Source organism: Pseudooceanicola profundus (assembly GCF_054919315.1).
In genome coordinates, this window is the sequence record NZ_CM142898.1 from 1,537,897 (window position 1) to 1,558,471 (window position 20,575).

Annotated in this window: 22 protein-coding genes; 14 read left to right on the top strand and 8 right to left on the bottom strand. The window is 67.9% G+C overall.

Annotated features, from left to right (window positions below; translation table 11 throughout):
* Positions 1-19 precede the first annotated feature (19 nt).
* Positions 20-883: a D-amino-acid transaminase gene (locus ACX9MO_RS07040; protein WP_222491019.1), complete on the top strand. Its 864-nt coding sequence runs from the start codon at positions 20-22 to the stop codon at positions 881-883.
* 443 nt (positions 884-1,326) lie between these two features.
* Here ACX9MO_RS07040 and ACX9MO_RS07045 read toward each other — a convergent pair whose 3' ends face one another.
* The 5 genes from ACX9MO_RS07045 to ACX9MO_RS07065 form a co-directional block, all read right to left on the bottom strand.
* Positions 1,327-1,614, bottom strand: a complete 288-nt coding sequence (locus ACX9MO_RS07045) for a hypothetical protein (protein WP_462214028.1) — start codon at positions 1,612-1,614, stop codon at positions 1,327-1,329.
* Positions 1,611-2,759, bottom strand: coding sequence for a lytic murein transglycosylase (locus tag ACX9MO_RS07050; RefSeq protein WP_462214029.1), 1,149 nt, complete (start codon positions 2,757-2,759; stop codon positions 1,611-1,613). The genes ACX9MO_RS07045 and ACX9MO_RS07050 overlap by 4 nt, the downstream gene beginning before the upstream one ends.
* Positions 2,760-2,807: 48 nt before the next feature.
* Positions 2,808-3,650: a GH25 family lysozyme gene (locus ACX9MO_RS07055; RefSeq protein WP_462214030.1), complete on the bottom strand. Its 843-nt coding sequence runs from the start codon at positions 3,648-3,650 to the stop codon at positions 2,808-2,810.
* 102 nt (positions 3,651-3,752) lie between these two features.
* Positions 3,753-4,076, bottom strand: a complete 324-nt coding sequence (locus tag ACX9MO_RS07060) for a DUF1244 domain-containing protein (RefSeq protein ID WP_222491017.1) — start codon at positions 4,074-4,076, stop codon at positions 3,753-3,755.
* Between the two features lie 91 nt (positions 4,077-4,167).
* A complete protein-coding gene (locus ACX9MO_RS07065; RefSeq protein ID WP_462214031.1) occupies positions 4,168-4,944 on the bottom strand; it encodes an N-formylglutamate amidohydrolase in 777 nt (258 codons plus the stop codon).
* A gap of 133 nt (positions 4,945-5,077) precedes the next feature.
* Between ACX9MO_RS07065 and pyk the strand changes: the two genes are divergently transcribed.
* The 8 genes from pyk to ACX9MO_RS07105 all read left to right on the top strand — a co-directional run bounded on the left by pyk (position 5,078) and on the right by ACX9MO_RS07105 (position 13,571).
* A complete protein-coding gene (gene pyk / locus ACX9MO_RS07070; protein WP_222491015.1) occupies positions 5,078-6,523 on the top strand; it encodes a pyruvate kinase in 1,446 nt (481 codons plus the stop codon).
* A gap of 6 nt (positions 6,524-6,529) precedes the next feature.
* Positions 6,530-6,814, top strand: coding sequence for a hypothetical protein (locus ACX9MO_RS07075; protein ID WP_462214032.1), 285 nt, complete (start codon positions 6,530-6,532; stop codon positions 6,812-6,814).
* A gap of 160 nt (positions 6,815-6,974) precedes the next feature.
* Complete coding sequence (rpmI, locus tag ACX9MO_RS07080) at positions 6,975-7,175, top strand: 50S ribosomal protein L35 (protein WP_222491014.1); 201 nt, start codon at positions 6,975-6,977, stop codon at positions 7,173-7,175.
* Positions 7,176-7,187: 12 nt separating this feature from the next.
* Positions 7,188-7,553, top strand: coding sequence for a 50S ribosomal protein L20 (rplT, locus tag ACX9MO_RS07085; RefSeq protein WP_222491013.1), 366 nt, complete (start codon positions 7,188-7,190; stop codon positions 7,551-7,553).
* A 1,449-nt stretch (positions 7,554-9,002) separates the two neighbouring features.
* Positions 9,003-10,067, top strand: a complete 1,065-nt coding sequence (gene pheS / locus ACX9MO_RS07090; RefSeq protein WP_462214033.1) for a phenylalanine--tRNA ligase subunit alpha — start codon at positions 9,003-9,005, stop codon at positions 10,065-10,067.
* A gap of 280 nt (positions 10,068-10,347) precedes the next feature.
* Entirely contained in the window at positions 10,348-10,629 is a 282-nt protein-coding gene (locus ACX9MO_RS07095) for a YrhK family protein (protein WP_222491009.1), read from the top strand.
* A 9-nt stretch (positions 10,630-10,638) separates the two neighbouring features.
* The gene (gene pheT, locus ACX9MO_RS07100; protein WP_462214034.1) at positions 10,639-13,035 is read left to right on the top strand and encodes a phenylalanine--tRNA ligase subunit beta; all 2,397 of its coding nucleotides are present in this window, start codon (positions 10,639-10,641) and stop codon (positions 13,033-13,035) included.
* A gap of 92 nt (positions 13,036-13,127) precedes the next feature.
* Entirely contained in the window at positions 13,128-13,571 is a 444-nt protein-coding gene (locus tag ACX9MO_RS07105) for a YtoQ family protein (RefSeq protein WP_224821555.1), read from the top strand.
* A gap of 75 nt (positions 13,572-13,646) precedes the next feature.
* Here ACX9MO_RS07105 and ACX9MO_RS07110 read toward each other — a convergent pair whose 3' ends face one another.
* The gene (locus ACX9MO_RS07110) at positions 13,647-14,345 is read right to left on the bottom strand and encodes a glutathione S-transferase N-terminal domain-containing protein (protein WP_462214035.1); all 699 of its coding nucleotides are present in this window, start codon (positions 14,343-14,345) and stop codon (positions 13,647-13,649) included.
* A 135-nt stretch (positions 14,346-14,480) separates the two neighbouring features.
* Here ACX9MO_RS07110 and mscL point away from each other — a divergent pair, with 135 nt between their 5' ends.
* From mscL to ACX9MO_RS07125, 3 genes are all read left to right on the top strand, one after another.
* On the top strand, positions 14,481-14,915 hold the full coding sequence (gene mscL, locus ACX9MO_RS07115) for a large conductance mechanosensitive channel protein MscL (protein ID WP_222491005.1): 435 nt from the start codon (positions 14,481-14,483) through the stop codon (positions 14,913-14,915).
* An 82-nt stretch (positions 14,916-14,997) separates the two neighbouring features.
* A complete protein-coding gene (locus ACX9MO_RS07120; RefSeq protein WP_222491004.1) occupies positions 14,998-15,456 on the top strand; it encodes an Lrp/AsnC family transcriptional regulator in 459 nt (152 codons plus the stop codon).
* A gap of 154 nt (positions 15,457-15,610) precedes the next feature.
* Positions 15,611-17,206, top strand: coding sequence for a GMC family oxidoreductase (locus ACX9MO_RS07125; protein WP_462214036.1), 1,596 nt, complete (start codon positions 15,611-15,613; stop codon positions 17,204-17,206).
* Between the two features lie 75 nt (positions 17,207-17,281).
* On the opposite strand, the gene ACX9MO_RS07130 is transcribed toward ACX9MO_RS07125, so the two are convergent.
* On the bottom strand, positions 17,282-17,986 hold the full coding sequence (locus ACX9MO_RS07130) for a hypothetical protein (protein WP_462214037.1): 705 nt from the start codon (positions 17,984-17,986) through the stop codon (positions 17,282-17,284).
* A gap of 434 nt (positions 17,987-18,420) precedes the next feature.
* Complete coding sequence (rpsU, locus tag ACX9MO_RS07135; RefSeq protein WP_042458983.1) at positions 18,421-18,627, bottom strand: 30S ribosomal protein S21; 207 nt, start codon at positions 18,625-18,627, stop codon at positions 18,421-18,423.
* A gap of 115 nt (positions 18,628-18,742) precedes the next feature.
* Here rpsU and ACX9MO_RS07140 point away from each other — a divergent pair, with 115 nt between their 5' ends.
* Together ACX9MO_RS07140 and ACX9MO_RS07145 are read left to right on the top strand one after the other, a co-directional pair.
* Positions 18,743-19,450, top strand: coding sequence for a COQ9 family protein (locus ACX9MO_RS07140; protein WP_462214038.1), 708 nt, complete (start codon positions 18,743-18,745; stop codon positions 19,448-19,450).
* A gap of 78 nt (positions 19,451-19,528) precedes the next feature.
* Positions 19,529-20,521, top strand: a complete 993-nt coding sequence (locus ACX9MO_RS07145) for an NAD(P)H-quinone oxidoreductase (protein ID WP_462214039.1) — start codon at positions 19,529-19,531, stop codon at positions 20,519-20,521.
* The last annotated feature ends 54 nt before the right edge of the window (positions 20,522-20,575 follow it).

Below are 20,575 nucleotides of genomic sequence, written 5' to 3' on the forward strand. Positions count from 1 at the left end.
CCAACAAGGAGTTCTCCTGATGACCCGTACCGTCTATGTGAACGGCGAGTTTGTCCCGGAAACCGAAGCCAAGGTCTCGATCTTCGACCGCGGCTTCCTGATGGCCGACGCCGTCTACGAGGTGACCAGCGTCCTCGACGGCAAGCTGGTGGATTACCCCGGCCATGCCAAACGCCTCGAGCGCTCGCTCAAGGAACTGGACATGACCCTGCCCGTCTCCTTCGACGAGCTGCTGGAAATCCACCGCGAGCTGGTCAAGCTGAACGACCTCGAAGAGGGCGGCATCTACCTTCAGGTCACCCGCGGCTCCGCCGGCGACCGTGACTTCATCTGGCCGGACCCCGAGACCACCAAGGCCTCGCTGGTGCTCTTCACCCAGTCGAAGCCCGGCAACGCGATGAGCGAGAAGGCCCGCGCCGGCTACAAGATCATCACCGTTCCGGACATCCGCTGGCATCGCCGCGACATCAAGACCGTCCAGCTGCTCTACCCCTCCATGGCCAAGATGATGGCCAAGAAGGCGGGCGTCGATGATGCATGGCTGGTCGAGGACGGCTTCGTGACCGAGGGCACCTCGAACAACGCCTACATCGTCAAGGACGGCAAGATCATCACCCGCGCGCTGTCGAACGACATCCTGCACGGCATCACCCGCGCCTCGGTGCTGAAGTTCGCCAAGGAAGCGCAGATGGAAGTCGAAGAGCGCTCCTTCACCGTGGACGAGGCCAAGGCCGCGGACGAGGCCTTCATCACCTCCGCCGGTGCCTATGTGACGCCGATCATCGAGATCGATGGCGAAGCCGTGGGCAAGGGCGCATCCGGCCCCGTCTCGCTGCGCCTGCGCGAGATCTACATCGACGAGATGCGCAAGGCCGCGCTCTGATCTCCGATCTTTCGAACGACGAAGGGCGCCCCTCGGGGCGCCCTTTTCGTTTGGGCGCTCTCCGCGCCGGTTGTCCGTCGCCCCCTCCCCTAGGCCTCGCCAAGTCCCGCGTTCCGGCGCGCGGAGGCTCTACGAGAGCTCAGGCCGCCGCAGCCAGCACCCGCGAGGCCAGACACGAAGCCGCGCATTGCTGGCGCGCGCGGGGGCGATCCGGACCTGTCTGGCGAGCAGTTTATGGCAGCCAAGCATATCGTGTCCCGTCGAGGGACCGCCTAGCCTCACCAAATCGCCGCCGCGTGGGGGCGCGCCGGCGATGCGCGGCGGCCTGCGGCCTTGTCCCGCGCGGGGATGAACACAAGCGGTGATGAGTAAGAGCGACATCACTGTCGACGACCGTTGCCGGGCAGACAGTCGCCCACAACCCCGTCACACCTCAGCGCACTTCACCTCAACTCGGGCGTCACATCCGGCAGGATCAGCTCGCGCTCCTCCACGTCCTTCTGGTTCTCCTCCACCTGCCGGCGGCTGTCTTCCTGCAGCTGGGTGCCCAGTGTCTTCGGCGCCGTGTCCAGCGTGCGGCGCTGCGCGTCGATACCGGACTTCACCCCGTCCAGCCGGCGCTGCACCTCCTGCTGCGGCGTCCGCCGGTCCTGCGGCGACGGCATCACCAGCTGCGCGGCCGCCGGTCCCGCAAGGACCAGCGCCATCCCCAGCCAGAGCGCCCGCCTCATCCCAGCCGCCGCAGAAGATCGGGCGAAGGCGCGCCCGTGGCCGGCAGCCCGATGCTGCGCTGATAATCGGAGATCGCCGCGCGGCTCTTGGGTCCCAGCACGCCATCGGCCCCGCCGGTGTCAAAGCCCCGGGCCGTCAGCCGCTGCTGCAGCGCAACGCGGTCATCCTTGGTCAGCCCGTATTGATCCGGCGGGAAGGACCCGCGCAGGGGCCCGCCGCCCGCGATCCGGTCCGACAGATGCCCGATGCCGATCGCGTAGAGGTCGGAGTTGTTGTAGCGCTTGATCGCGTTGAAATTCCCCGTGACCCAGAAGCTGGGACCGCCCGGCTGCGGTGTCAGGACCCGCCCGCCGGGGTTGGCGCCGGTCAGCTCTCCGCCCCATTTCACGCCCGGCGTCCAGCCCGAGCGCTGCAGGTAGGCGGCGGTGGAGGCGAGCGCATCGGAGGGGTCCTCCGACCAGATGTCGCGCCGCCCGTCGCCAGTGAAGTCGACCGCGTAGGCGAGGTAGGAGGTCGGGATGAACTGGGTATGCCCCATGGCCCCGGCCCAGCTGCCGGTCATCCGGTCGGCGCTGACGTCGCCGGACTGGATGATCTTCAGCGCCGCGATCAGCTGCTTCTCGAAGAACGCCCCGCGCCGCCCCTCGTAGGCGAGCGTCGAGGTGGCCGCGATCACCGGCACATCGCCGCGCCGCTCGCCGTAGTAGCTCTCCAGCCCCCAGACCGCGCAGACCACGTTGGCGGGCACGCCATAGCGCGCCTCGATGGCGTTCAGCGTGGCGCGGTTGCGGGCATAGGCGGCCCGCCCCTTGGAGACACGCTCGTCCGAGGTCGCGATGGAGAGGTAATCCTCCAGCGTGCGGGAGCTTTCGGGCTGGCTGCGGTCCCGGGTGATGACGCCGGGCAGGAAGCCCGCGTGCCGGAAGGCGGCATTCAGCGTGGAGGGCGAGATGCCCTGCCCCTGCGCGCGCGCCCGGAAGGAGGCGACCCAGGCGTCATAGCCCGCGTCGCGCACCGGGCGCAGGTCATCCGGCAGCCCGGCGGGCCGCGTGACCCCGGTGGACACCGCCCCCGGCCCGCCACAGGCGGCCAGCGTCATGGCGCCGAAGCCGGCGAGGCCTGCGCAGATTCCGCGCCGTGTCATGGTTGCGTTCATGTCTCTCTCCCTCATGCCAGTCGCCTGATAGCGGGTCTATTTCTGCCGCCGCACGGACAGCCAGGCCCGCCAGCTGACCGGATCCCCGGCGAAGGCGTTGATGTCCACGATCCCGTCGATCCCCGGCACCACGCCGGTGCCGGTGTATTGCCAGAAGGTCCAGCGCTCCTGCGGGTAACGCTCGGACGGATGGCCCGCGACCGAGCGCAGCCAGAACTCCGTCCCGCGCAGCAGGCCCAGCTGGTTGTGCTCGTAGAAATCGGGCGTCGTGTAGACCACCGGTGCCGTGCCGTAGTGCTGCGCCACGATGCTGGAGAAGGTGCGGATATCGTCCCGCACGGTCGCCGCGTCTGGCCGCCGCTTGCAGGTCCGCGACTGGTGGTTCCACTCCATGTCCAGCACCGGCGGCAGGTCACCCGGTACGCGCGGCACGTTCTCGATGAACCAGCGGGCCTGCTCGCGCGCGGTGCGGCAGAAGTAGTAGAAGTGATAGGCACCGACGGCCACGCCCGCGGCCCGTGCGCGCGGCGCGTTGCGCGGGAACCCGGGGTCGAGGTAATCGCCGCCCTCGGTCGCCTTCAGCCAGGCGAAATTGATGCCCGCATTGCGTGCCGCGAAGAAGTTGATGTCACCCTGGTAGCGGGCCGCATCAATGCCGTGGATCGGGTAGCGATCCGGACGGATGCTGTCCCATTCATGGGGCTTGGTGTCGCCGAAGCTGCGGGGAATGCCCGCGGCGCGGTAATCCGCGGCGTTCAGCGTCCGGGGCTTTTCCAGCCGCCCGACGGTGGGGCCGCTGCCCCCGCCGCAGGAGGCCAGGAACATCACCGCCGCAAGGGCGGCCGTCAGGACGGCGCGGGGGCCGGTCAGCACTGTCATCGAACTTCCCTCGTTCCCCGCCTCTTGCGGGCGGTTGGCACGGCAACAATGGCCGCATCGGTTGATCTAAATGGGTTCAGTCAATACGTCGCCGCCCCGCCCTCAGGAGGTCGAGCCGACATTCTTCTCGAAGGCTTCGGTAAAGGCGGCCTGCTTGTCCGGGCTGGCCTCGGTCTGGTTCTGCGCCTTCCACTGGTCATAGGGCATGCCGTAGAAGTATTCCCGCGCCTCTTCCTTGCCGATCTCGATGCCACGGGCATCGGCGGCTTCCTGGTACCAGCGGGACAGGCAATTGCGGCAGAAGCCGGCAAGGTTCATCAGGTCGATGTTCTGGACGTCGGGACGGTCCTGCATCAGGTGCTGGCGCAGACGGCGGAAGGCCGCGGCTTCGAGTTCCAGCTGGGTCTGCTCGTCTAGGTCGGGCATGGGGGCTCCTCTCACGGGCGCTTCACCGGCGCGCGATCAGCCTATCCGCGCATCCGTCACACGCCAAGGGGCGTGCCCCTCACAAGAAAGTTCACAAACCCGTTTCGGCAAGAACATTCTCAAGAATCGGCGCCAGACGTGCCGCCCAGTGGGCCTGCTGGCTCTCGGTCGCGATCAGGTCGTTACGAATCTCGATCAGCACGTTCGGCCGCCCCTTGTCGATCGCGTGGCGGTCGATCGTGTCGCCGGGCAGGTGGCCGCCGTAGGGCTCGTTCTCGCCCACGCAGAGGTCGGGCTCCTCTTGCAGCCGATGCAGAAGCGGCAGGGCAAAGCGCTTGTCCGCCGCATAGAGGATGCCCACGTGCCACGGCCGGGGCGGACGGCCGCGCAGCTGCGGCGTGTAGGAATGGATCGAGACCAGCACCGTGTCGTCGCGGCGCGCCGCCAGCCGCTCCAGCGCATCGTGGTAGGGCCGGTGGCAGGCGTCGAGCCGGGCCTCGCGCTCGGCCGCGTCCGCGTGGCGGTTGGCCGGGATGATCGACCCGTCGTAGAGCTTCATCAGCAGGGTCGGATCGTCCTCGCCCCGGTTCGGGTCGATCACGAGGCGCGAGAAGTTCGACAGGATCACCGGCGCGTCCAGATGCGCCGCCAGCGCCCGGCTGACGCCCGCCGCACCGGGGTCGAAGGCGATGTGCCGCGCCATGTCCGCCTCCGGCAGGCCGAGACTGCCGCCGCCCACGAACGCCGGCACGGTATTGGCCGCGTGATCGCAGCACACCAGCCAGCGGGAGGCCCGCTCCGCGCCGCTGATTTCGTAGGGCTGATATCCTGCCCGTTCTGCCGCCTGCCCCGCTGCCTGCTCTGTCATGGCCCTGTCACCTCCGGCGCCGAAAATCGGTAATGGTTGTTGACGTTAGCGAAAAGCGCAATACTGCTCCTCGTACGTCCGAACAAGACCGGGATCGGCCCGGCAGAGGCCGCACAGCTGAGGAGACAGCACCATGAGACGCCATCGTAACACCAAGATCGTCGCGACTCTGGGTCCGGCCTCCAACGACTATGACATGATCCGCGCGCTCTTCGAGGCCGGGGCCGACGTGTTCCGCCTGAACATGTCCCACGGCACCCACGAAGAGATCGCCGAGCGGCACCGCATCATCCGCCAGATCGAGCGCGACCTCGACACCACCATCGCCATCCTCGCGGACCTTCAGGGGCCGAAGCTGCGCGTCGGCGCCTTTGCCAATGACAGCGAGGATCTGGTGGACGGCGCGACCTTCCGCCTCGACCTCGACGAGACGCCGGGCACCAAGGACCGCGTCCAGCTGCCCCACCCCGAGATCTTCGCCGCGCTGAAATCCGGCGCGACGCTGCTGGTGAACGACGGCAAGATCCGCCTCAAGGTCGAGGACTGCGGCCCCGATTACGCCCGCTGCACCGTCATAGCGGGCGGCACCATCTCCAACCGCAAGGGCGTGAACGTGCCCGACGTGGTGCTGCCGCTGGCCGCGCTCTCCAAGAAGGACCGTGCCGACCTGGAATTCGCCTGTTCGCTGGGGATCGACTGGCTGGCGCTCTCCTTCGTGCAGCGCGTGGCCGACGTCGAAGAGGCCCGCACGCTGGCCGATGGCCGAGCCGCGATCCTCGCCAAGATCGAGAAACCCGCCGCGGTCGAGGCCTTCGATTCGATCCTCGCCGCCTCGGACGGGATCATGGTGGCGCGCGGCGACCTCGGCGTCGAACTGCCGGTGCAGAACGTGCCCGCGATCCAGAAACGCCTGACCCGCAAGTGCCGCGCCGCCGCCAAGCCCGTGATCGTCGCCACGCAGATGCTCGAAAGCATGATCGAGAGCCCGATGCCCACCCGGGCCGAGGTCTCGGACGTGGCCGCCGCGATCTACGAGGGCACCGACGCCGTCATGCTCTCGGCCGAATCCGCCGCGGGCCAGTATCCGGTGCAGGCGGTGCGCACGATGAATGCCGTCGCGGTCGAGGTCGAAAGCGATCCGAACTACCGCGAGATCATCGAGGCCAGCCGCAAGATCAGCCGCAGCTCCGTGGCCGACGGCATCGTCTCCGCCGCGCGCGAGATCGCCGAGACCACGAACATCAAGGCGATCTGCTGCTTCACCCAGACCGGCACCACCGCGCTGCTGACCGCCCGCGAACGGCCCCGGGTGCCGATCATCGCGCTGACCTCTGAACGCGGCACCGCCCGGCGGCTGGCGCTGTCCTGGGGCACCAACTGCGTCATGTGCGGCGAGCTGGAGCGCTTCAAGGAAGCGGTCGTGAACGCGGCCCGCGCCGCCCGCTCCGGTGGCTTCGCAACGCCCGACGATCAGATCCTCGTCGTGGCCGGCGTGCCGTTCAACACCTCTGGCACGACGAACATCCTGCGCGTCGCCCCCTGCGAAGAGCGCCTGATCTTCGCCACCGATCCGGGCTGATCCGGCTTGGAGGCGTTGCAGGACCTCTGGGCGCAGGCCCGCGCGCTGCGCCCGGACACCGACCTCGTCGTCGTGACGGGGGTCATCCTGCTGATGCTCTCGATCCCCTCGCTGGTGGCGGCCTATGCCGACAGGCGCCCGCCGCGGGCGGCCGTTTTCGTGCTTCTGATCGGCGCGGCGCTTCTCGGCTGGGCCTTTGCGACCGCACCCGCGGGCTATGGCCTTGCCGAAATCCCCGATGCCTTCATCCGGGTGACGGGCCGGATTCTGGCCGCGCTGCGGCGGGGCTGAGGCCCCTGCCCCTGCGGGCCGGCCAGAAAACCGCGCGAAACCTGCCCTTTCCCCTTGCCTATTGGCCGATCACCGCGTATCAGGCCGCTCTGTTGCGCGGCCGGCCGGTAGTGGCATGCCGAGTCGCGCGTTGACCGCACTCAAAAGACAGGAGACGGAAATGCCCAAGATGAAGACAAAGTCGAGCTGCAAAAAGCGGTTCAAGGTCTCTGCCTCTGGCAAGATCATCGCAGGTCAGGCCGGCAAACGCCACGGCATGATCAAGCGCACCACCAAGTTCATCCGCGACGCACGCGGCACCACCACGCTGTCGAAGGCTGATGAGAAGATCATCAAGCCGATGATGCCCTACGCGAAATAAGGAGATCACCAGATGTCCCGTGTTAAAGGTGGTACCACGACCCACGCCCGCCACAAGAAAGTCCTCAAGGCAGCAAAAGGCTACTACGGCCGCCGCAAGAGCACTTTCAAGGTTGCCCGTCAGGCCGTCGACAAGGCGAACCAGTACGCGACCCGTGACCGGCACACCCGCAAGCGCAACTTCCGCGCGCTGTGGATCCAGCGGATCAACGCCGCTGTCCGCGCACACGACGAAGCGCTGACCTACTCCCGCTTCATCAACGGCCTGTCGCTGGCCGGCATCGAAGTGGACCGTAAGGTTCTGGCCGACCTGGCCGTGCACGAGCCCGAAGCTTTCGGCGCCATCGTGGACCAGGCAAAGGCCGCCCTGCCCGCGTAAGCGACAGCAGGACCGACCGACAGAAACGCCGTGGAGCCCCGCTCCGCGGCGTTTTTCTTTGGGCGTATGAGCGGAGGCGAGCACGAGCGCCGCGGAAGGCACTGCGTCCCTGCCGCCCCGACAGCCTCCCGGACCTCCGCCCACGCCTTGTCCCACGCCTCGCCTCAAATCTCAGCTTGGCTGTCAGCCCCAGATGCCCCGCACCGCCCGGGCCGTAAGGCCCATCATTCGGGTGCCGTCGCCTCTATGCCTCGGGGCGCCGGGGCTGAACGACCCGAAATCCCAAGCCCGCCCGGCGATAGGAGGCCAGCATGACGACGGGGCGACGTCCGGGGCGGCGGCGCCCCTCAGCGCAGGATTGCCGCACATCCTCTACCGGAGGGCGGCTGCCCCACGTGGTTCGGATTGAGGACGAGGTGCCATGTGGGCGCACGTCCCGGGGCCTGCGCCCGCGAGTAGGTACAGCCCTGCGCCGTGACCATCCACTGCCCACCGCCAGAGGCCCCGTCCATCTGCAGCACCTGCCCGCCTGATGGCCCAACGCCCGGCGCAGGCACGGGGACCGCTGCAGGCGCCCCCTGCGTCGAAATCCTGGGGGCCGCGTGACGTGGGGCGCGCAGTGGGCCTGCGCCGCGAGGTCCGTCCGCGGGCAGCAACGTGCTGCGGGGCCGGGCCAGATTTGGCGGCACATCCGGTGGCAGGGCCGCGGCGGACCGCCCGGGCTCGACGGGGCGGCTGCCCTCTGCCAACGGCGGCAAGGCGTTGCGGGTGACGATCAGCGGCAGGGGCATCGCAGTGGGGTTCTGCACCGGCCCGAGGGGAACACGCTGCGGGGAATAGGCCATGGTGCCGCGCTCCCGGTCCGCGAGATAGATCACGCCCCGCCCCTCCTGCGCCCCCACAGGGGGTGCGACGGGGACCGCGAGTGCGAGGAGCAGTGCCGGAATGCCCGGAAGGCGTCTCTTGGCGATCGCGGGCCCGGCATCCACACAGGCCGCATTTACAGGGTGCGCGCCTGCAACAAGCCCCGTCGCTGCGCGCCCGAGTGCAACGCGACCGCGTGCCGTGCGCCGGCGTCCAAGGGCACCATTCGCGAAAGCACCCATTGCGCGGGCAACTCGGGAGAAGACGGTCATCGCGGGCCTCCTTGGCAGTACCGCCCGGGAGCCCGGGCGGTGCTCCCGGCATAGGGCCGACAGATGAAGGGCCCCTGAGCGAGGCCTTAACGCCGGGTGAGCACGACCGCCCCCTGCGCGGGACTCGGCACAGGCACGCCGGGCGACCCGCACCCCTGCGACGGACCGCGCGGCCGATCCTCTGATCGCGCCGCCGATTCGGGGGAAAACCGCAGATTTCCCCAGTGCGGACAGCGCTTCCGCCCCCCTGCTCCCCTTGCCCTTCGCGGCCCTGCCGGGTAGCAGGAAGGCCAGACAGTTTCAGGAGGATCGGATGGACGATCTGAAGCAGAAGTACCTCTCGGCCATCGCTGACGCCTCGGACGAGGGCGCGCTGGAAGAGCTGCGGCTGCAGGCCGTCGGCAAGAAGGGCGAGGTCAGCCTGAAGATGCGCGAACTGGGCAAGATGACGCCTGAGGAACGCCAGACGGCCGGCCCTGCGCTCAACGCGCTGAAGGACGAGATCAACTCGGCGCTTGCCGCCAAGAAGGTGGCGCTGGAAGACGCGGCGCTGGACGCCCGCCTGCGCGAGGAATGGCTCGACGTGACGCTGCCGGTGCGCCCGCAGCGACAGGGCTCGATCCACCCCGTCAGCCAGGTCTGGGAAGAATGCACCACGATCTTCGGCGACATGGGCTTTGCCGTGGCCGAGGGCCCGCAGGTCGAGACCACGTGGTACAACTTCGACGCGCTGAACATCCCCGACCATCACCCGGCCCGCGCCGAGATGGACACCTTCTACATGCACCGCGCCGAGGGCGACGACCGTCCCCAGAACGTGCTGCGCACCCACACCTCGCCGGTGCAGATCCGCTCGATGCAGGCGCAGGGCGCGCCGATCCGCACGATCTCACCGGGCCGCGTCTATCGCGCGGACTATGACCAGACCCACACGCCGATGTTCCATCAGGTCGAGGGCCTCGCCATCGACCGCGACATCTCGATGGCGAACCTGAAATGGGTGCTGGAGGAATTCTTCTCGGCCTATTTCGGCACCAAGGTGAAGACCCGCTTCCGCGCCTCGCACTTCCCGTTCACGGAACCCTCGGCCGAGGTCGACATCCAGTGTTCGTGGGAAAACGGCACCGTGAAGGTCGGCGAAGGCGACGGCTGGCTGGAAGTCCTCGGCTCGGGCATGGTGCACCCGCATGTGCTGAAGGCCGGTGGCGTCGATCCGGCGGAATGGCAGGGCTTTGCCTTCGGCATGGGGATCGACCGGATCGCGATGCTGAAATACGGCATCCCCGACCTGCGCGCCTTCTTCGACAGCGACCTGCGGTGGCTGCGGCACTACGGCTTTGCCTCGCTGCAGGTGCCGACGCTGCGCGGCGGGATCTGACAGGCAGGATCGGCGGCATGGCATCCCTTTCGGCACGCGTGACGGTACGACCGGCACCCGCCAGCGGGGGGATGACCTGCACCCTGCTGACCGCACCGGCCCGCGCAAACGCAAGGCCGGAGCCCGGACGCGGGGGGGCGCGAAGCGCCCGCCCATGGGGGCGGTCGGGCGCTGGCCATGCCGCGGGCACGGCCGTCGTGGGGCACTGCCGCCGTGCGACTGATCTGGTGCAGCGCGTGACGGGATTGCGCCTGGCACCCACCACAGGGAGGACCGCCGCATGAAACTCTTCCGCCACGAGACCCGGCAGCAGAACGAGGAATCCAAGGACCTCTGGGCGCGCTTCGAGATCCTCTATACCCTGGTCGACTTCGGCGCGGCCTTTACCTTCGTCCTCGGCTCGATCTTCTTCTTTTCCGAGAAGCTCCAGACCGCGGGCACATGGCTTTTCCTGATCGGCTCGCTGCTCTTTGCCGCCAAGCCGACCATCCGCCTCGTGCGGGAAATCAAACTCTACCGCATGGGCGACAAGGACGACCTGGCCCAACGGCTCAACCACTAGGATGATGACATGAAATTCACGCTCTCCTGGCTGAAAGATCATCTCGAGACCGAGGCCACCCTCGACGAGATCCTCGACACGCTGACCGACCTCGGGCTCGAGGTGGAAGGCGTCGAAGACCCGGCCGCCAAGCTGAAATCCTTCACGCTGGCCAAGGTCACCGCGGCCAGCCAGCACCCCGATGCCGACCGCCTGCGCGTCTGCACGGTGCAGACCGACGAGGGCGAGAAGCAGATCGTCTGTGGCGCGCCGAACGCGCGCGAGGGCATCACCGTGGTGCTGTGCAAGCCGGGCGATTATGTGCCGGGCATCGACGTGACCCTCTCGGTGGGCAACATCCGGGGCGTGGAAAGCCACGGCATGATGGCCTCCGAGCGCGAGCTGGAGTTGTCGGACGAGCACAACGGCATCATCGAGCTTCCCTCGGGCGAGGTGGGTCAGAAGTTCACCGACTGGCTGGCCCAGAACGACCCGGCCAAGGTCGACCCCGTGATCGAGATCGCGATCACGCCGAACCGTCCCGATGCGCTCGGCGTGCGCGGCGTGGCCCGCGACCTCGCGGCCCGTGGCCTCGGCACGCTGAAGCCCGCGCCGACCGCGGATGTGACCGGCAGCTTCCCCTGCCCCGTCACCGTCACCATCGACGAAGACGCCAAGGACGGCTGCTATGTCTTCGGCGGTCGCCTGATCAAGGGCGTCAAGAACGGCCCCTCGCCCGCGTGGCTGCAAGACAAGCTGCGCGCCATCGGCCTGCGCCCGGTCAACGCGCTGGTGGATGTGACGAACTTCTTCACCTACGACCAAAACCGCCCGCTGCACGTCTTCGACGCCGCCAAGGTGTCGGGCGATGTGCGGGTGCACCGCGCCAAGGGCGGCGAGGAGCTGCTGGCGCTGGACGGCAAGACCTACGCGATCCCGGCCGGCGTGCTGGTGATCTCGGACGACAATGGCGTCGAGTCGATCGGCGGCATCATGGGCGGTGAAGTGTCGGGCTGCACCGAGGAGACGGTCGATGTCTTCCTCGAAGCCGCCGTCTGGAACCATGTCCAGATCGCCACCGGGGGCCGTGCACTCAAGATCAACTCGGACGCGCGCTACCGCAACGAACGCGGGATCGACCCGGGCTTCAACATGGACGCGCTCGACCTCGCCACGCAGATGATCATGGACCTCTGCGGCGGTGAGCCCTCCGAGGTTGTGGTCGCAGGCGAGGTGCCCGACGTGTCGCGCGCCTACAAGCTGGACACCGCGCGCTGCGCCTCGCTGGTGGGTATGGACATCCCGGCGGAGGACCAGCGGGCCACGCTGGAGCGCCTCGGCTTCGTGATGGACGGCGACATGGCCCATGTGCCGTCGTGGCGCCCCGACGTGCTGGGTGAGGCGGACCTCGTGGAAGAGGTGGCGCGGATGGCCTCGCTTTCGAACCTCGAGCCGAAGCCCATGGCCCGCACCCAGCCCGGCGTGCCGAAGCCGATCCTGACGCCGATCCAGAAGCGCGAGCAGATGGCCCGGCGCACCGCGGCGGCGCTCGGCTACAACGAATGCGTGACCTACAGCTTCATCGACAAGGCCTCGGCCACGCTCTTCGGCGGCGGCGATGACGCGACCATGCTGGAAAACCCGATCTCCTCGGAGATGAGCCACCTGCGCCCGCAGCTCCTGCCGGGTCTGTTGCAGGCGGCGGCCCGCAACCAGTCGCGCGGCTTCAACGATCTGGCCCTGTTCGAGGTCGGCGCCACGTGGTTCGGCGGCGAGCCGGGCGAGCAGAAGACTCAGGTGAGCGGCCTCCTGGTCGGACGCACCGGGCCCAAGGACGTCCATGGCGCGGCCCGTGCCGTCGACCTCTACGACGCCAAGGCCGATGCCGAGGCCGTGCTGGCCGCCATCGGCGCCCCCGCCAAGGTCCAGATCCTGCGCGGCGCCGAGGGCTGGTGGCACCCGGGCCGTCACGGCAAGATCTGCCTCGGCCCCAAGAAGGTGCTGGGCATCTTCGGCGAGGTGCACCCCAAGGTGCTGCGCGAGATGGGCGTGAAGGGTCCTGCCGTGGCCTTCACCCTCTGGCCCGAAGAGGTGCCGCTGCCGCGCACGACCTCGGCCTCGCGGGGCGCGATGACGCTGAGCGATCTGCAGGCGGTGGAGCGCGACTTCGCCTTCGTGGTGGACGCCGAGGTGGAGGCGCTGACGCTGGTCAATGCCGCCGCGGGGGCCGACAAGGCGCTGATCGAGGACGTGCGCGTCTTCGACGAGTTCATCGGCGGCACCCTCGGGGAGGGCAAGAAATCCCTCGCCGTCACCGTGCGCATCCAGCCCAAGGACGCCACGCTGAAGGAAAAGGAAATCGAGGCGCTCTCGGCCAAGATCGTCGAGAAGGTGGTGAAGGCCACCGGCGGCGTGCTGCGCGGCTGAGCCTGCGCGGGACGGCGGCTTGCGCCGCGAATACCTACGGCAAGAAAATGAGGGGGCCGCGTGGCCCCCTTTCCCTATCAGGAGGATGCGAGATGAAGGTTTACCTGTCGGGCGAGATCCACACCGACTGGCGCAAGGAGATCATGGACGGCTGTGCCGGTCTCGACGTCAGCTTCGACGGGCCGGTGACGGACCATGACGCCAGCGATGATTGCGGCGTGGCGATCCTGGGCGCGGAGGACAGCAAGTTCTGGCACGACCACAAGGGCGCCAAGCTGAACGCGATCCGCACCCGGCGCGGCATCGAACAGGCCGACGTCGTCGTGGTGCGCTTTGGCGAGAAGTACAAGCAGTGGAACGCGGCCTTCGACGCCGGGCAGGCAGCGGCGCTCGGCAAGGCGCTGATCGTGCTGCATGGCCCGGACCATCAGCATGCGCTGAAGGAAGTGGACGCGGCGGCGCTTGCCGTGGCGGAGACGCCGCTGCAGGTGGTGCAGATGCTGCGCTACGTGCTCACCGGCCAGCTGCCGGCCTGAGGCCCTGACGGCCAAGACGAAGAAAGCCGCACCCTCGGGTGCGGCTTTCGTGTTTTCCGGGTCAGGCGCGCGCGCTCACTCGGGACGCGCCGGGATGTTGCGGCCGGTCTGGAAGGCCGGGCGGGCGTTGAAACGCTCGGAATAGGCCGCGACGTTCTTGAAGCCGTCGAAGCCCAGCATCTCCTTCGCGCCGTAGAACTCCAGCGTGTTGAGCCAGGGGCAGATCGCGATGTCGGCGATGGAATAGTCGCCTGCGATCCACTCCTTGCCCTCGAGCGCGGTGTCGAGCACCGTCAGCAGGCGCTTGGCCTCATTGATGTAGCGCTCACGCGGGCGCGGGTCCTCGATCTCGGCGCCGGCGAACTTCACGAAGAAGCCGAGCTGGCCGAACATCGGGCCGAGACCGGCCATCTGCCACATCAGCCACTGGATCACCTCGGCCCGCTTGGCGCCGGATTTCGGCAGGCCGAAGCCGGTCTTGTCCCCGAGGTAGATCAGGATCGCGCCGCTTTCGAAGAGCGCCACGGTCTCGCCATCGGGGCCGTCGGGGTCGACGATCGCTGGGATCTTGTTGTTCGGGCTGACCGAGAGGAACTCGGGGCTGCGCACGTCCGCATCGGCCAGTGTCACGAGGTGGGCCTCGTAGGGGATCCCGACCTCCTCGAGCATGATCGAGACCTTCTGGCCGTTGGGTGTCGGGAAGGAGTAGAGCTGCAGGACATCGGGGGTTTCCGCGGTCCAGCGGTTGTTGATGAGATAGTCTGAGACAGGCATGAGGGTTCTCCTGTTGGATGACGCCAACATATATTCTGCGCGGCAGCGTAAAACCCCCATGCGGTCCCGAATTTCGATGGTATGCTCTGTGCATATACGCGCGTAACGGCGCGACCAGAGATAGAGGGACAGAGTATGCTGAAGGAATTCAAGGCCTTCATCGCCAAGGGCAATGTCATGGACATGGCCGTCGGCATCATCATCGGTGCGGCCTTCACCGCGATCGTGAAATCCATGGTGGATGACCTGCTGAACCCGATCATCGGGCTGTTCACCGGCGGGCTCGACTTCACCAACAACTTCCTGGCCCTCGATGGCGGCGACTACGCCAGCCTCGAGGCGGCGCGGGAGGCGGGCGCGGGCGTCTTTGCCTATGGCTCCTTCCTGATGGCGGTGATCAACTTCCTGATCGTGGCCTTCGTGGTCTTCATGCTGGTCAAGGCGGTGAACCGCGCCAAGGACTCCGTGATCAAGGAAGAAGAGGCCGTTCCGGCGGAGGAGAAACCCGCGGGCCCCACCGAGCTGGATGTCCTGCTCGAGATCCGCGACTCGCTGAAAGCCGCCAGGTGACGCAGAAAGAGCCCTCGCCAAAGGGGGCTCTTTTCGAATAATCTCCCGCGGATGACGAATTTCGCAGGAGAATCCGGCCCCGATGTCCCTCGACACGATTGATGAGAACATTCTGCGCGTGTTGCAGCGCAAGGGGCGCATGTCCAACGCAGACCTGAGTGAGAAGGTCGGGCTCTCGGCCTCGGCCTGTCACCGCCGCGTGCAGCGGCTGGAGGCGGAGGGCTACATCAAGGACTACGTCGCGCTGCTGGACGCGCGCAAGATCGGCATGGCCACCACGGTCTTCGTCGAGATCACCCTGCAGGGGCAGGCCGACGACACGCTCGATGCCTTCGAGACCGCCGTCTCGCGCATTCCGGACGTGCTGGAATGCCACCTGATGGCGGGCACGGCCGATTACATCCTCAAGATCGTGGCCGAGAACACCGAGGATTTCGCCCGCATCCACCGCCAGCACCTCTCGCGGCTGCCGGGCGTGGCCCAGATGCAAAGCTCCTTCGCCCTGCGCACGGTCTTCAAGACCACCGCCCTGCCGATCTGAGGACCCGCCCCCCGCGGGACCACGCGGCACCGGGCTTCATCTTTCCCCAAATACTCAAACCGCACCCACGACCCGGCGACAGGTGGCCGCAGCGCCACCAGACCGCTTCCCGTGCGCCCTCCCGCCCGCTACCCTCGCGGCGGGAGGAGCCTTCATGGACTGGGATTACATCATCGTGGGCGCCGGCAGTGCCGGCTGCGTGCTGGCCAAGCGGCTGTCGGAGGCCGGTCATGCCGTGCTGCTGCTGGAGGCCGGGGGGCGTGACAACTACCATTGGGTGCATATCCCCATGGGCTACCTCTACTGTATCGGCAACCCGCGCACCGACTGGATGTACCGGACCGAGGAAGACCCGGGGCTCAACGGCCGGTCGCTGCTCTACCCGCGCGGCAAGCTGCTGGGGGGCTGCTCCTCGATCAACGGGATGCTCTACCTGCGCGGACAGGCGGCGGATTACGACGGCTGGCGGCAGATGGGCCTGCCCGGCTGGGGCTGGGACGACGTGCTGCCCTATTTCAAGCGCTCCGAGGATTACGTCGATGGCCCGTCCGAGATGCATGGCGCGGGCGGCGAGTGGCGGGTCGAGAACCAGCGCCTGCACTGGGACCTGCTGGACGACTGGATCGCGGCGGCGGAGGCGACGGGCATTCCCCGGACGCAGGATTTCAACACCGGCGACAACGGTGGCGTCGGCTACTTCCGGGTGAACCAGCGGGGGGGCTGGCGGATGAACACCGCCAAGGCCTTCCTGCGCACCACCCGCGCGGAGAAGCTGAAGGTCGAAACCGGGGCCCAGACGACGAAGCTGCTGATGGAAGGCACGCGGGTCACCGGCGTCGCCTACCGCCACGACGGGGTGGACAAGACGGCCAAGGCGCGGGGCGAGGTGATCCTCTCGGCCGGGGCCGTGAACTCGCCGCAGTTGCTGCAACTCAGCGGGTTGGGGCCCGCGGCCCTGTTGCAAGAGCATGGCATCGCCGTGACGCGCGACATGGCGCAGGTCGGCGCGAACCTGCAGGACCACCTGCAACTGCGCTGCGCGTGGCGGCTGACCGGGGCCAAGACGCTGAACACGCTGGCGGCGACGCTCTGGGGCAAGGCGATGATCGGGATGGATTATACCTTCCGCCGCCGGGGGCCGATGTCGATGGCGCCTTCGCAGCTGGGGGCCTTCACCCGGTCCCGGCCCGACCTGGCGACGCCGGACCTCGAATACCACGTGCAGCCGCTCTCGCTGGAGGCCTTCGGCCAGCCGCTGCATGATTATCCCGCGATCACCGCCTCGGTTTGCAACCTGAGGCCCGAAAGCCGGGGCAGCATCACCATCGGCTCCCCCGATCCGCTGCAGGCGCCGAAGATCACGCCGAACTACCTGTCCACGGAAGGCGACCGACAGGTGGCCATCGCCGCGATCCGGCAGGTGCGGGAGATCATGGCGCAGGCGCCGATGATGGCCTACCGCCCGGAAGAGATGAAACCCGGCCTCGCGGCCCAAAGCGACGCGGAGCTGGCGCAGGCGGCAGGCGACATCGGCACGACGATCTTCCATCCCGTGGGCACCGTGGCCATGGGCGCGGAGGAGAGCGCGCCGCTGGACGCGCGGCTGCGGATGCGGGGCGTGGGCGGCCTCAGGGTGGTGGATGCCAGCGTGATGCCGCGGATCACCAGCGGGAACACGAACTCGCCCACCATCATGATCGCCGAGAAGGCGAGCGAGATGATCCTCGAGGACGCGCGGGTGGAGGCGTAACGCAAAAGGGGGGCTGTCTGCCCCCCTGCGCCCCATGGGGGCGCACCCCCCGAGGATATTTCGGAACAGTGGATGTCAGGTGGCCCGGGCCGCCTGCCCGCTGCACCCGCGCTCAAGCCCGTACATGGCCGCGTTCCACGGGCTGAGGAAGATCATCAGCGAGATGATCGAGAAGGCGAATTCGTAGAGTTCGAAGTTGCGGTAGACGAAGTTCAGCGACATCACGATCACCGAGGCTGCCACGGCGAGGACAGCCTCGCGCGGGGCCGGGACCGGCACGGCGAGAAGGCGGACGAAGCCCTGCACCCATTTTGCGCGCGGCCAGAGCAGCGGCAGCACGAGGAGATAGAGCAGCAGGATCGGCGTCAGCCAGTTGCCGAAGAGCGTGGAGGCGAGGTGGACATCGCCCACCACGAGGTTGTGGAAATTCGTCTCGGCCTGGAAGTTGTTCTCGGCGAAGTACTCGCCCGAGGCCCAGCCGAAGATCCGCTGACCCCAGGAGATCTCCTCGCCGGCCACGAAGACATAGGCGAGGCCGTAAAGCGCCGTCAGCGCGACCGTGTAGGCCGGCAGTTGCCCGCGGAGCTGGCCCGCCCGGCGAAAAAGCACGAGCCCCGCGAGGAAGAGGAAGACCGCGGTGAGGTATTCCAGCGGGCCGTCCTCCTGGCCGATGGCCACGGGATAGAGCGCGGGATCATAGAGCGCGACACCGATGGAGATCACATGGCCGATGACGAAAAGCGCCAGCAGCGTCAGGAGAAGGGGATGATTGCGGGGCATGGGTCTCTCGCGCGGAAGAGGCCGGGACGCTGGCTGCGAAAGGGGCTTGCGACCGGGGATTGCAATATAAAATTCAAGAATTTGTCATAATTGAACCCCTTGGTTCAGGTCAAGGCGCGGGGGCCGGGCAGCAGTGTGATCTAAGAGTGCGGGAATGCGCAGAAACACGCGGCTCAAGGGCGGAAGCGGTCTCGTCGCCCGGAAACGACGTGCCTGTGGGCCTTCGGTCTGTGGGCCATGGCTTTTGGACTTTTGGACCTGAGCTTTCAGGCCTGCGCCCCGGGAGCCCGCCTCATCCGGCGGACCTGACGATCCCGCCCCCTATTCGGCCCCCGTGCAGCGGAGCGGCCGGACAGAGGCCCCCCAGAAATGACAAACCCCCGAGGCCGGGCCGCGGGGGTCGTCGAATAGCTTGGTGTTCGTCTGAGGAAAACTCAGAGGAGACCTTCGCGTTGCGCTTTTTTGCGTGCCAGCTTGCGGGCACGGCGAACTGCTTCAGCCTTCTCGCGCGCTTTTTTCTCGGACGGCTTCTCGAAATGCTGCTTGAGCTTCATTTCACGGAAAACGCCTTCGCGCTGGAGCTTTTTCTTCAGGGCGCGGAGCGCCTGATCGACATTGTTGTCGCGAACAGAGACCTGCATGTGGTTGTCACCACCTTCCTAAGTTAGAGTTGCATGAAATTGCAGGAGGTGGCCGTATAGCAGCGGTCGCCCTATTTATCAAGACAGAACAGCCCTAGCCCCACCGGAGGCCCCCATGTCCACCACCGAGACCAAAGCCGAGAGCCAGACCGCCACCCCCTCGCCCAGCGAGGCGCTGCTGGATGCCGCCCTGATGCACGTCCCCTTCGACGGCTGGTCCGAGACCACCTTCCGCGCCGCGGCAGAGGATGCGGGCGTCGGGCCGGAGCTGGCGCGCGCGCTCTACCCGCGCGGCGCCGTGGACCTGGCCCTGGCCTACCACGCCAGGGGCGACGCCGAGATGATGACGGCCATGGCCGCCAAGGACCTGTCGGACATGCGATATTCCGACCGGGTCGCCCTGGCGATCCGGCTGCGTCTGGAAGATGCGGACAAGGAGTTGGTGCGCCGGGGCTCGACGCTCTTTTCCCTGCCGCAGCATGCCGCCGACGGGGCCCGGGCGATCTGGCAGACGGCCGACCGGATCTGGACCGCGCTTGGCGACACCTCGCAGGACGTGAACTGGTACACCAAGCGGGCCACGCTCTCGGGCGTGTACGGGGCCACGGTGCTCTACTGGCTGGGCGATGACAGCGAGGGCCACCAGGCGACCTGGGAGTTCCTCGACCGCCGGATCGAGGGCGTGATGCGAATCGAGAAGACCAAGGCCAGCCTGCGCGAGAACAAGCTGGCGCAGACCGTGCTGGCCGGGCCGCTGGCGCTGATCGGCAAGATCCGCGCGCCGGGCAATGGCACCGGCCTGCCGGGCCGCTGGTCGCACTGAGCCACCACGCGCCTGCCTGCGGGGTCCGCGCGCCGGGCCCCTCCCCCATTTGCAGAAGACGACGAGAGGAGGAGAGCCATGTCCGTGCTTCCCGAAACCATGCGCGCGGTCGAGATCTCGGCCCCCGGCGGGCCCGAGGTGCTGATCCCGGTCACCCGGCCCGTCCCTGCCCCCGGTCCGGGGCAGGTTGTGATCCGCGTGGCCTATGCGGGCGTGAACCGCCCCGATGCGCTGCAGCGCGCGGGCAGCTATGCCCCGCCCCCCGGCGCCAGCGACCTGCCCGGCCTGGAAGCCGCGGGCGAAGTGGTGGCCGTGGGCGAGGGCGTCGGCTGGCCCGAGGTCGGCACGCAGGTCTGCGCCCTCCTGCCCGGCGGCGGCTATGCGGAATACGTGGCAACGCCCGCCGCCCATTGCCTGCCGGTGCCGGCGGGCATGGGCCTGAACGAGGCCGCCTGCCTGCCCGAGACCTTCTTCACCGTCTGGTCCAACGTCTTCATGCGCGGCGGCCTGAAGGCGGGAGAGCGGTTCCTCGTCCACGGCGGCTCCTCCGGGATCGGGACGACGGCGATCCAGCTGGCGCGGGCCTTCGGCGCACGGGTCTTCGTCACTGCCGGGTCGGAGGAGAAATGCGCAGCCTGTCTGGAGCTTGGGGCCGAGCGCGCGATCAACTACCGCGAGGAGGATTTCGTCGAGGTCATGGGCAAGGCCGGTGGGGCCGACCTGATCCTCGACATGGTCGGCGGCGAGTATATCCCGCGCAACGTCAAGGCCATGGCCGAGGACGGGCGGCTGGTGCAGATCGCCTTCCTGCAGGGGCCCAAGGCGGCGCTGAACTTCGCCCTCGTCATGGTGAAACGGCTGACGATCACCGGCTCCACCCTCCGCCCGCAGAGCGACCTTGCCAAGGCGCGGATCGCGGCGGAGCTGCGCGCGCAGGTCTGGCCCCTGCTGGATGCGGGCCGCATCGGCCCGGTGATGGACAGCGAGTACCCGCTCGATGCGGCCGCCGAGGCCCATGCACGGATGGAAAGCTCGGGCCATATCGGCAAGATCGTCCTGAAGGTCGGCTGAGGCCGGGTCACGGTCCGGGGGCAGCCCCGGACCGACGCCTTACGGGGCATGATT

Excerpts from the sequence above, each read along its gene's own strand:
- ACX9MO_RS07040 (WP_222491019.1), top strand. The coding sequence starts at position 20 with ATGACCCGTACCGTCTATGTGAACGGCGAGTTTGTCCCGGAAACCGAA.
- ACX9MO_RS07045 (WP_462214028.1), bottom strand. The coding sequence starts at position 1,614 with ATGAGGCGGGCGCTCTGGCTGGGGATGGCGCTGGTCCTTGCGGGACCG.
- ACX9MO_RS07050 (WP_462214029.1), bottom strand. The coding sequence starts at position 2,759 with ATGACACGGCGCGGAATCTGCGCAGGCCTCGCCGGCTTCGGCGCCATG.
- ACX9MO_RS07055 (WP_462214030.1), bottom strand. The coding sequence starts at position 3,650 with ATGACAGTGCTGACCGGCCCCCGCGCCGTCCTGACGGCCGCCCTTGCG.
- ACX9MO_RS07060 (WP_222491017.1), bottom strand. The coding sequence starts at position 4,076 with ATGCCCGACCTAGACGAGCAGACCCAGCTGGAACTCGAAGCCGCGGCC.
- ACX9MO_RS07065 (WP_462214031.1), bottom strand. The coding sequence starts at position 4,944 with ATGACAGAGCAGGCAGCGGGGCAGGCGGCAGAACGGGCAGGATATCAG.
- pyk (WP_222491015.1), top strand. The coding sequence starts at position 5,078 with ATGAGACGCCATCGTAACACCAAGATCGTCGCGACTCTGGGTCCGGCC.
- rpmI (WP_222491014.1), top strand. The coding sequence starts at position 6,975 with ATGCCCAAGATGAAGACAAAGTCGAGCTGCAAAAAGCGGTTCAAGGTC.
- rplT (WP_222491013.1), top strand. The coding sequence starts at position 7,188 with ATGTCCCGTGTTAAAGGTGGTACCACGACCCACGCCCGCCACAAGAAA.
- pheS (WP_462214033.1), top strand. The coding sequence starts at position 9,003 with ATGGACGATCTGAAGCAGAAGTACCTCTCGGCCATCGCTGACGCCTCG.
- ACX9MO_RS07095 (WP_222491009.1), top strand. The coding sequence starts at position 10,348 with ATGAAACTCTTCCGCCACGAGACCCGGCAGCAGAACGAGGAATCCAAG.
- pheT (WP_462214034.1), top strand. The coding sequence starts at position 10,639 with ATGAAATTCACGCTCTCCTGGCTGAAAGATCATCTCGAGACCGAGGCC.
- ACX9MO_RS07105 (WP_224821555.1), top strand. The coding sequence starts at position 13,128 with ATGAAGGTTTACCTGTCGGGCGAGATCCACACCGACTGGCGCAAGGAG.
- ACX9MO_RS07110 (WP_462214035.1), bottom strand. The coding sequence starts at position 14,345 with ATGCCTGTCTCAGACTATCTCATCAACAACCGCTGGACCGCGGAAACC.
- mscL (WP_222491005.1), top strand. The coding sequence starts at position 14,481 with ATGCTGAAGGAATTCAAGGCCTTCATCGCCAAGGGCAATGTCATGGAC.
- ACX9MO_RS07120 (WP_222491004.1), top strand. The coding sequence starts at position 14,998 with ATGTCCCTCGACACGATTGATGAGAACATTCTGCGCGTGTTGCAGCGC.
- ACX9MO_RS07125 (WP_462214036.1), top strand. The coding sequence starts at position 15,611 with ATGGACTGGGATTACATCATCGTGGGCGCCGGCAGTGCCGGCTGCGTG.
- ACX9MO_RS07130 (WP_462214037.1), bottom strand. The coding sequence starts at position 17,986 with ATGCCCCGCAATCATCCCCTTCTCCTGACGCTGCTGGCGCTTTTCGTC.
- rpsU (WP_042458983.1), bottom strand. The coding sequence starts at position 18,627 with ATGCAGGTCTCTGTTCGCGACAACAATGTCGATCAGGCGCTCCGCGCC.
- ACX9MO_RS07140 (WP_462214038.1), top strand. The coding sequence starts at position 18,743 with ATGTCCACCACCGAGACCAAAGCCGAGAGCCAGACCGCCACCCCCTCG.
- ACX9MO_RS07145 (WP_462214039.1), top strand. The coding sequence starts at position 19,529 with ATGTCCGTGCTTCCCGAAACCATGCGCGCGGTCGAGATCTCGGCCCCC.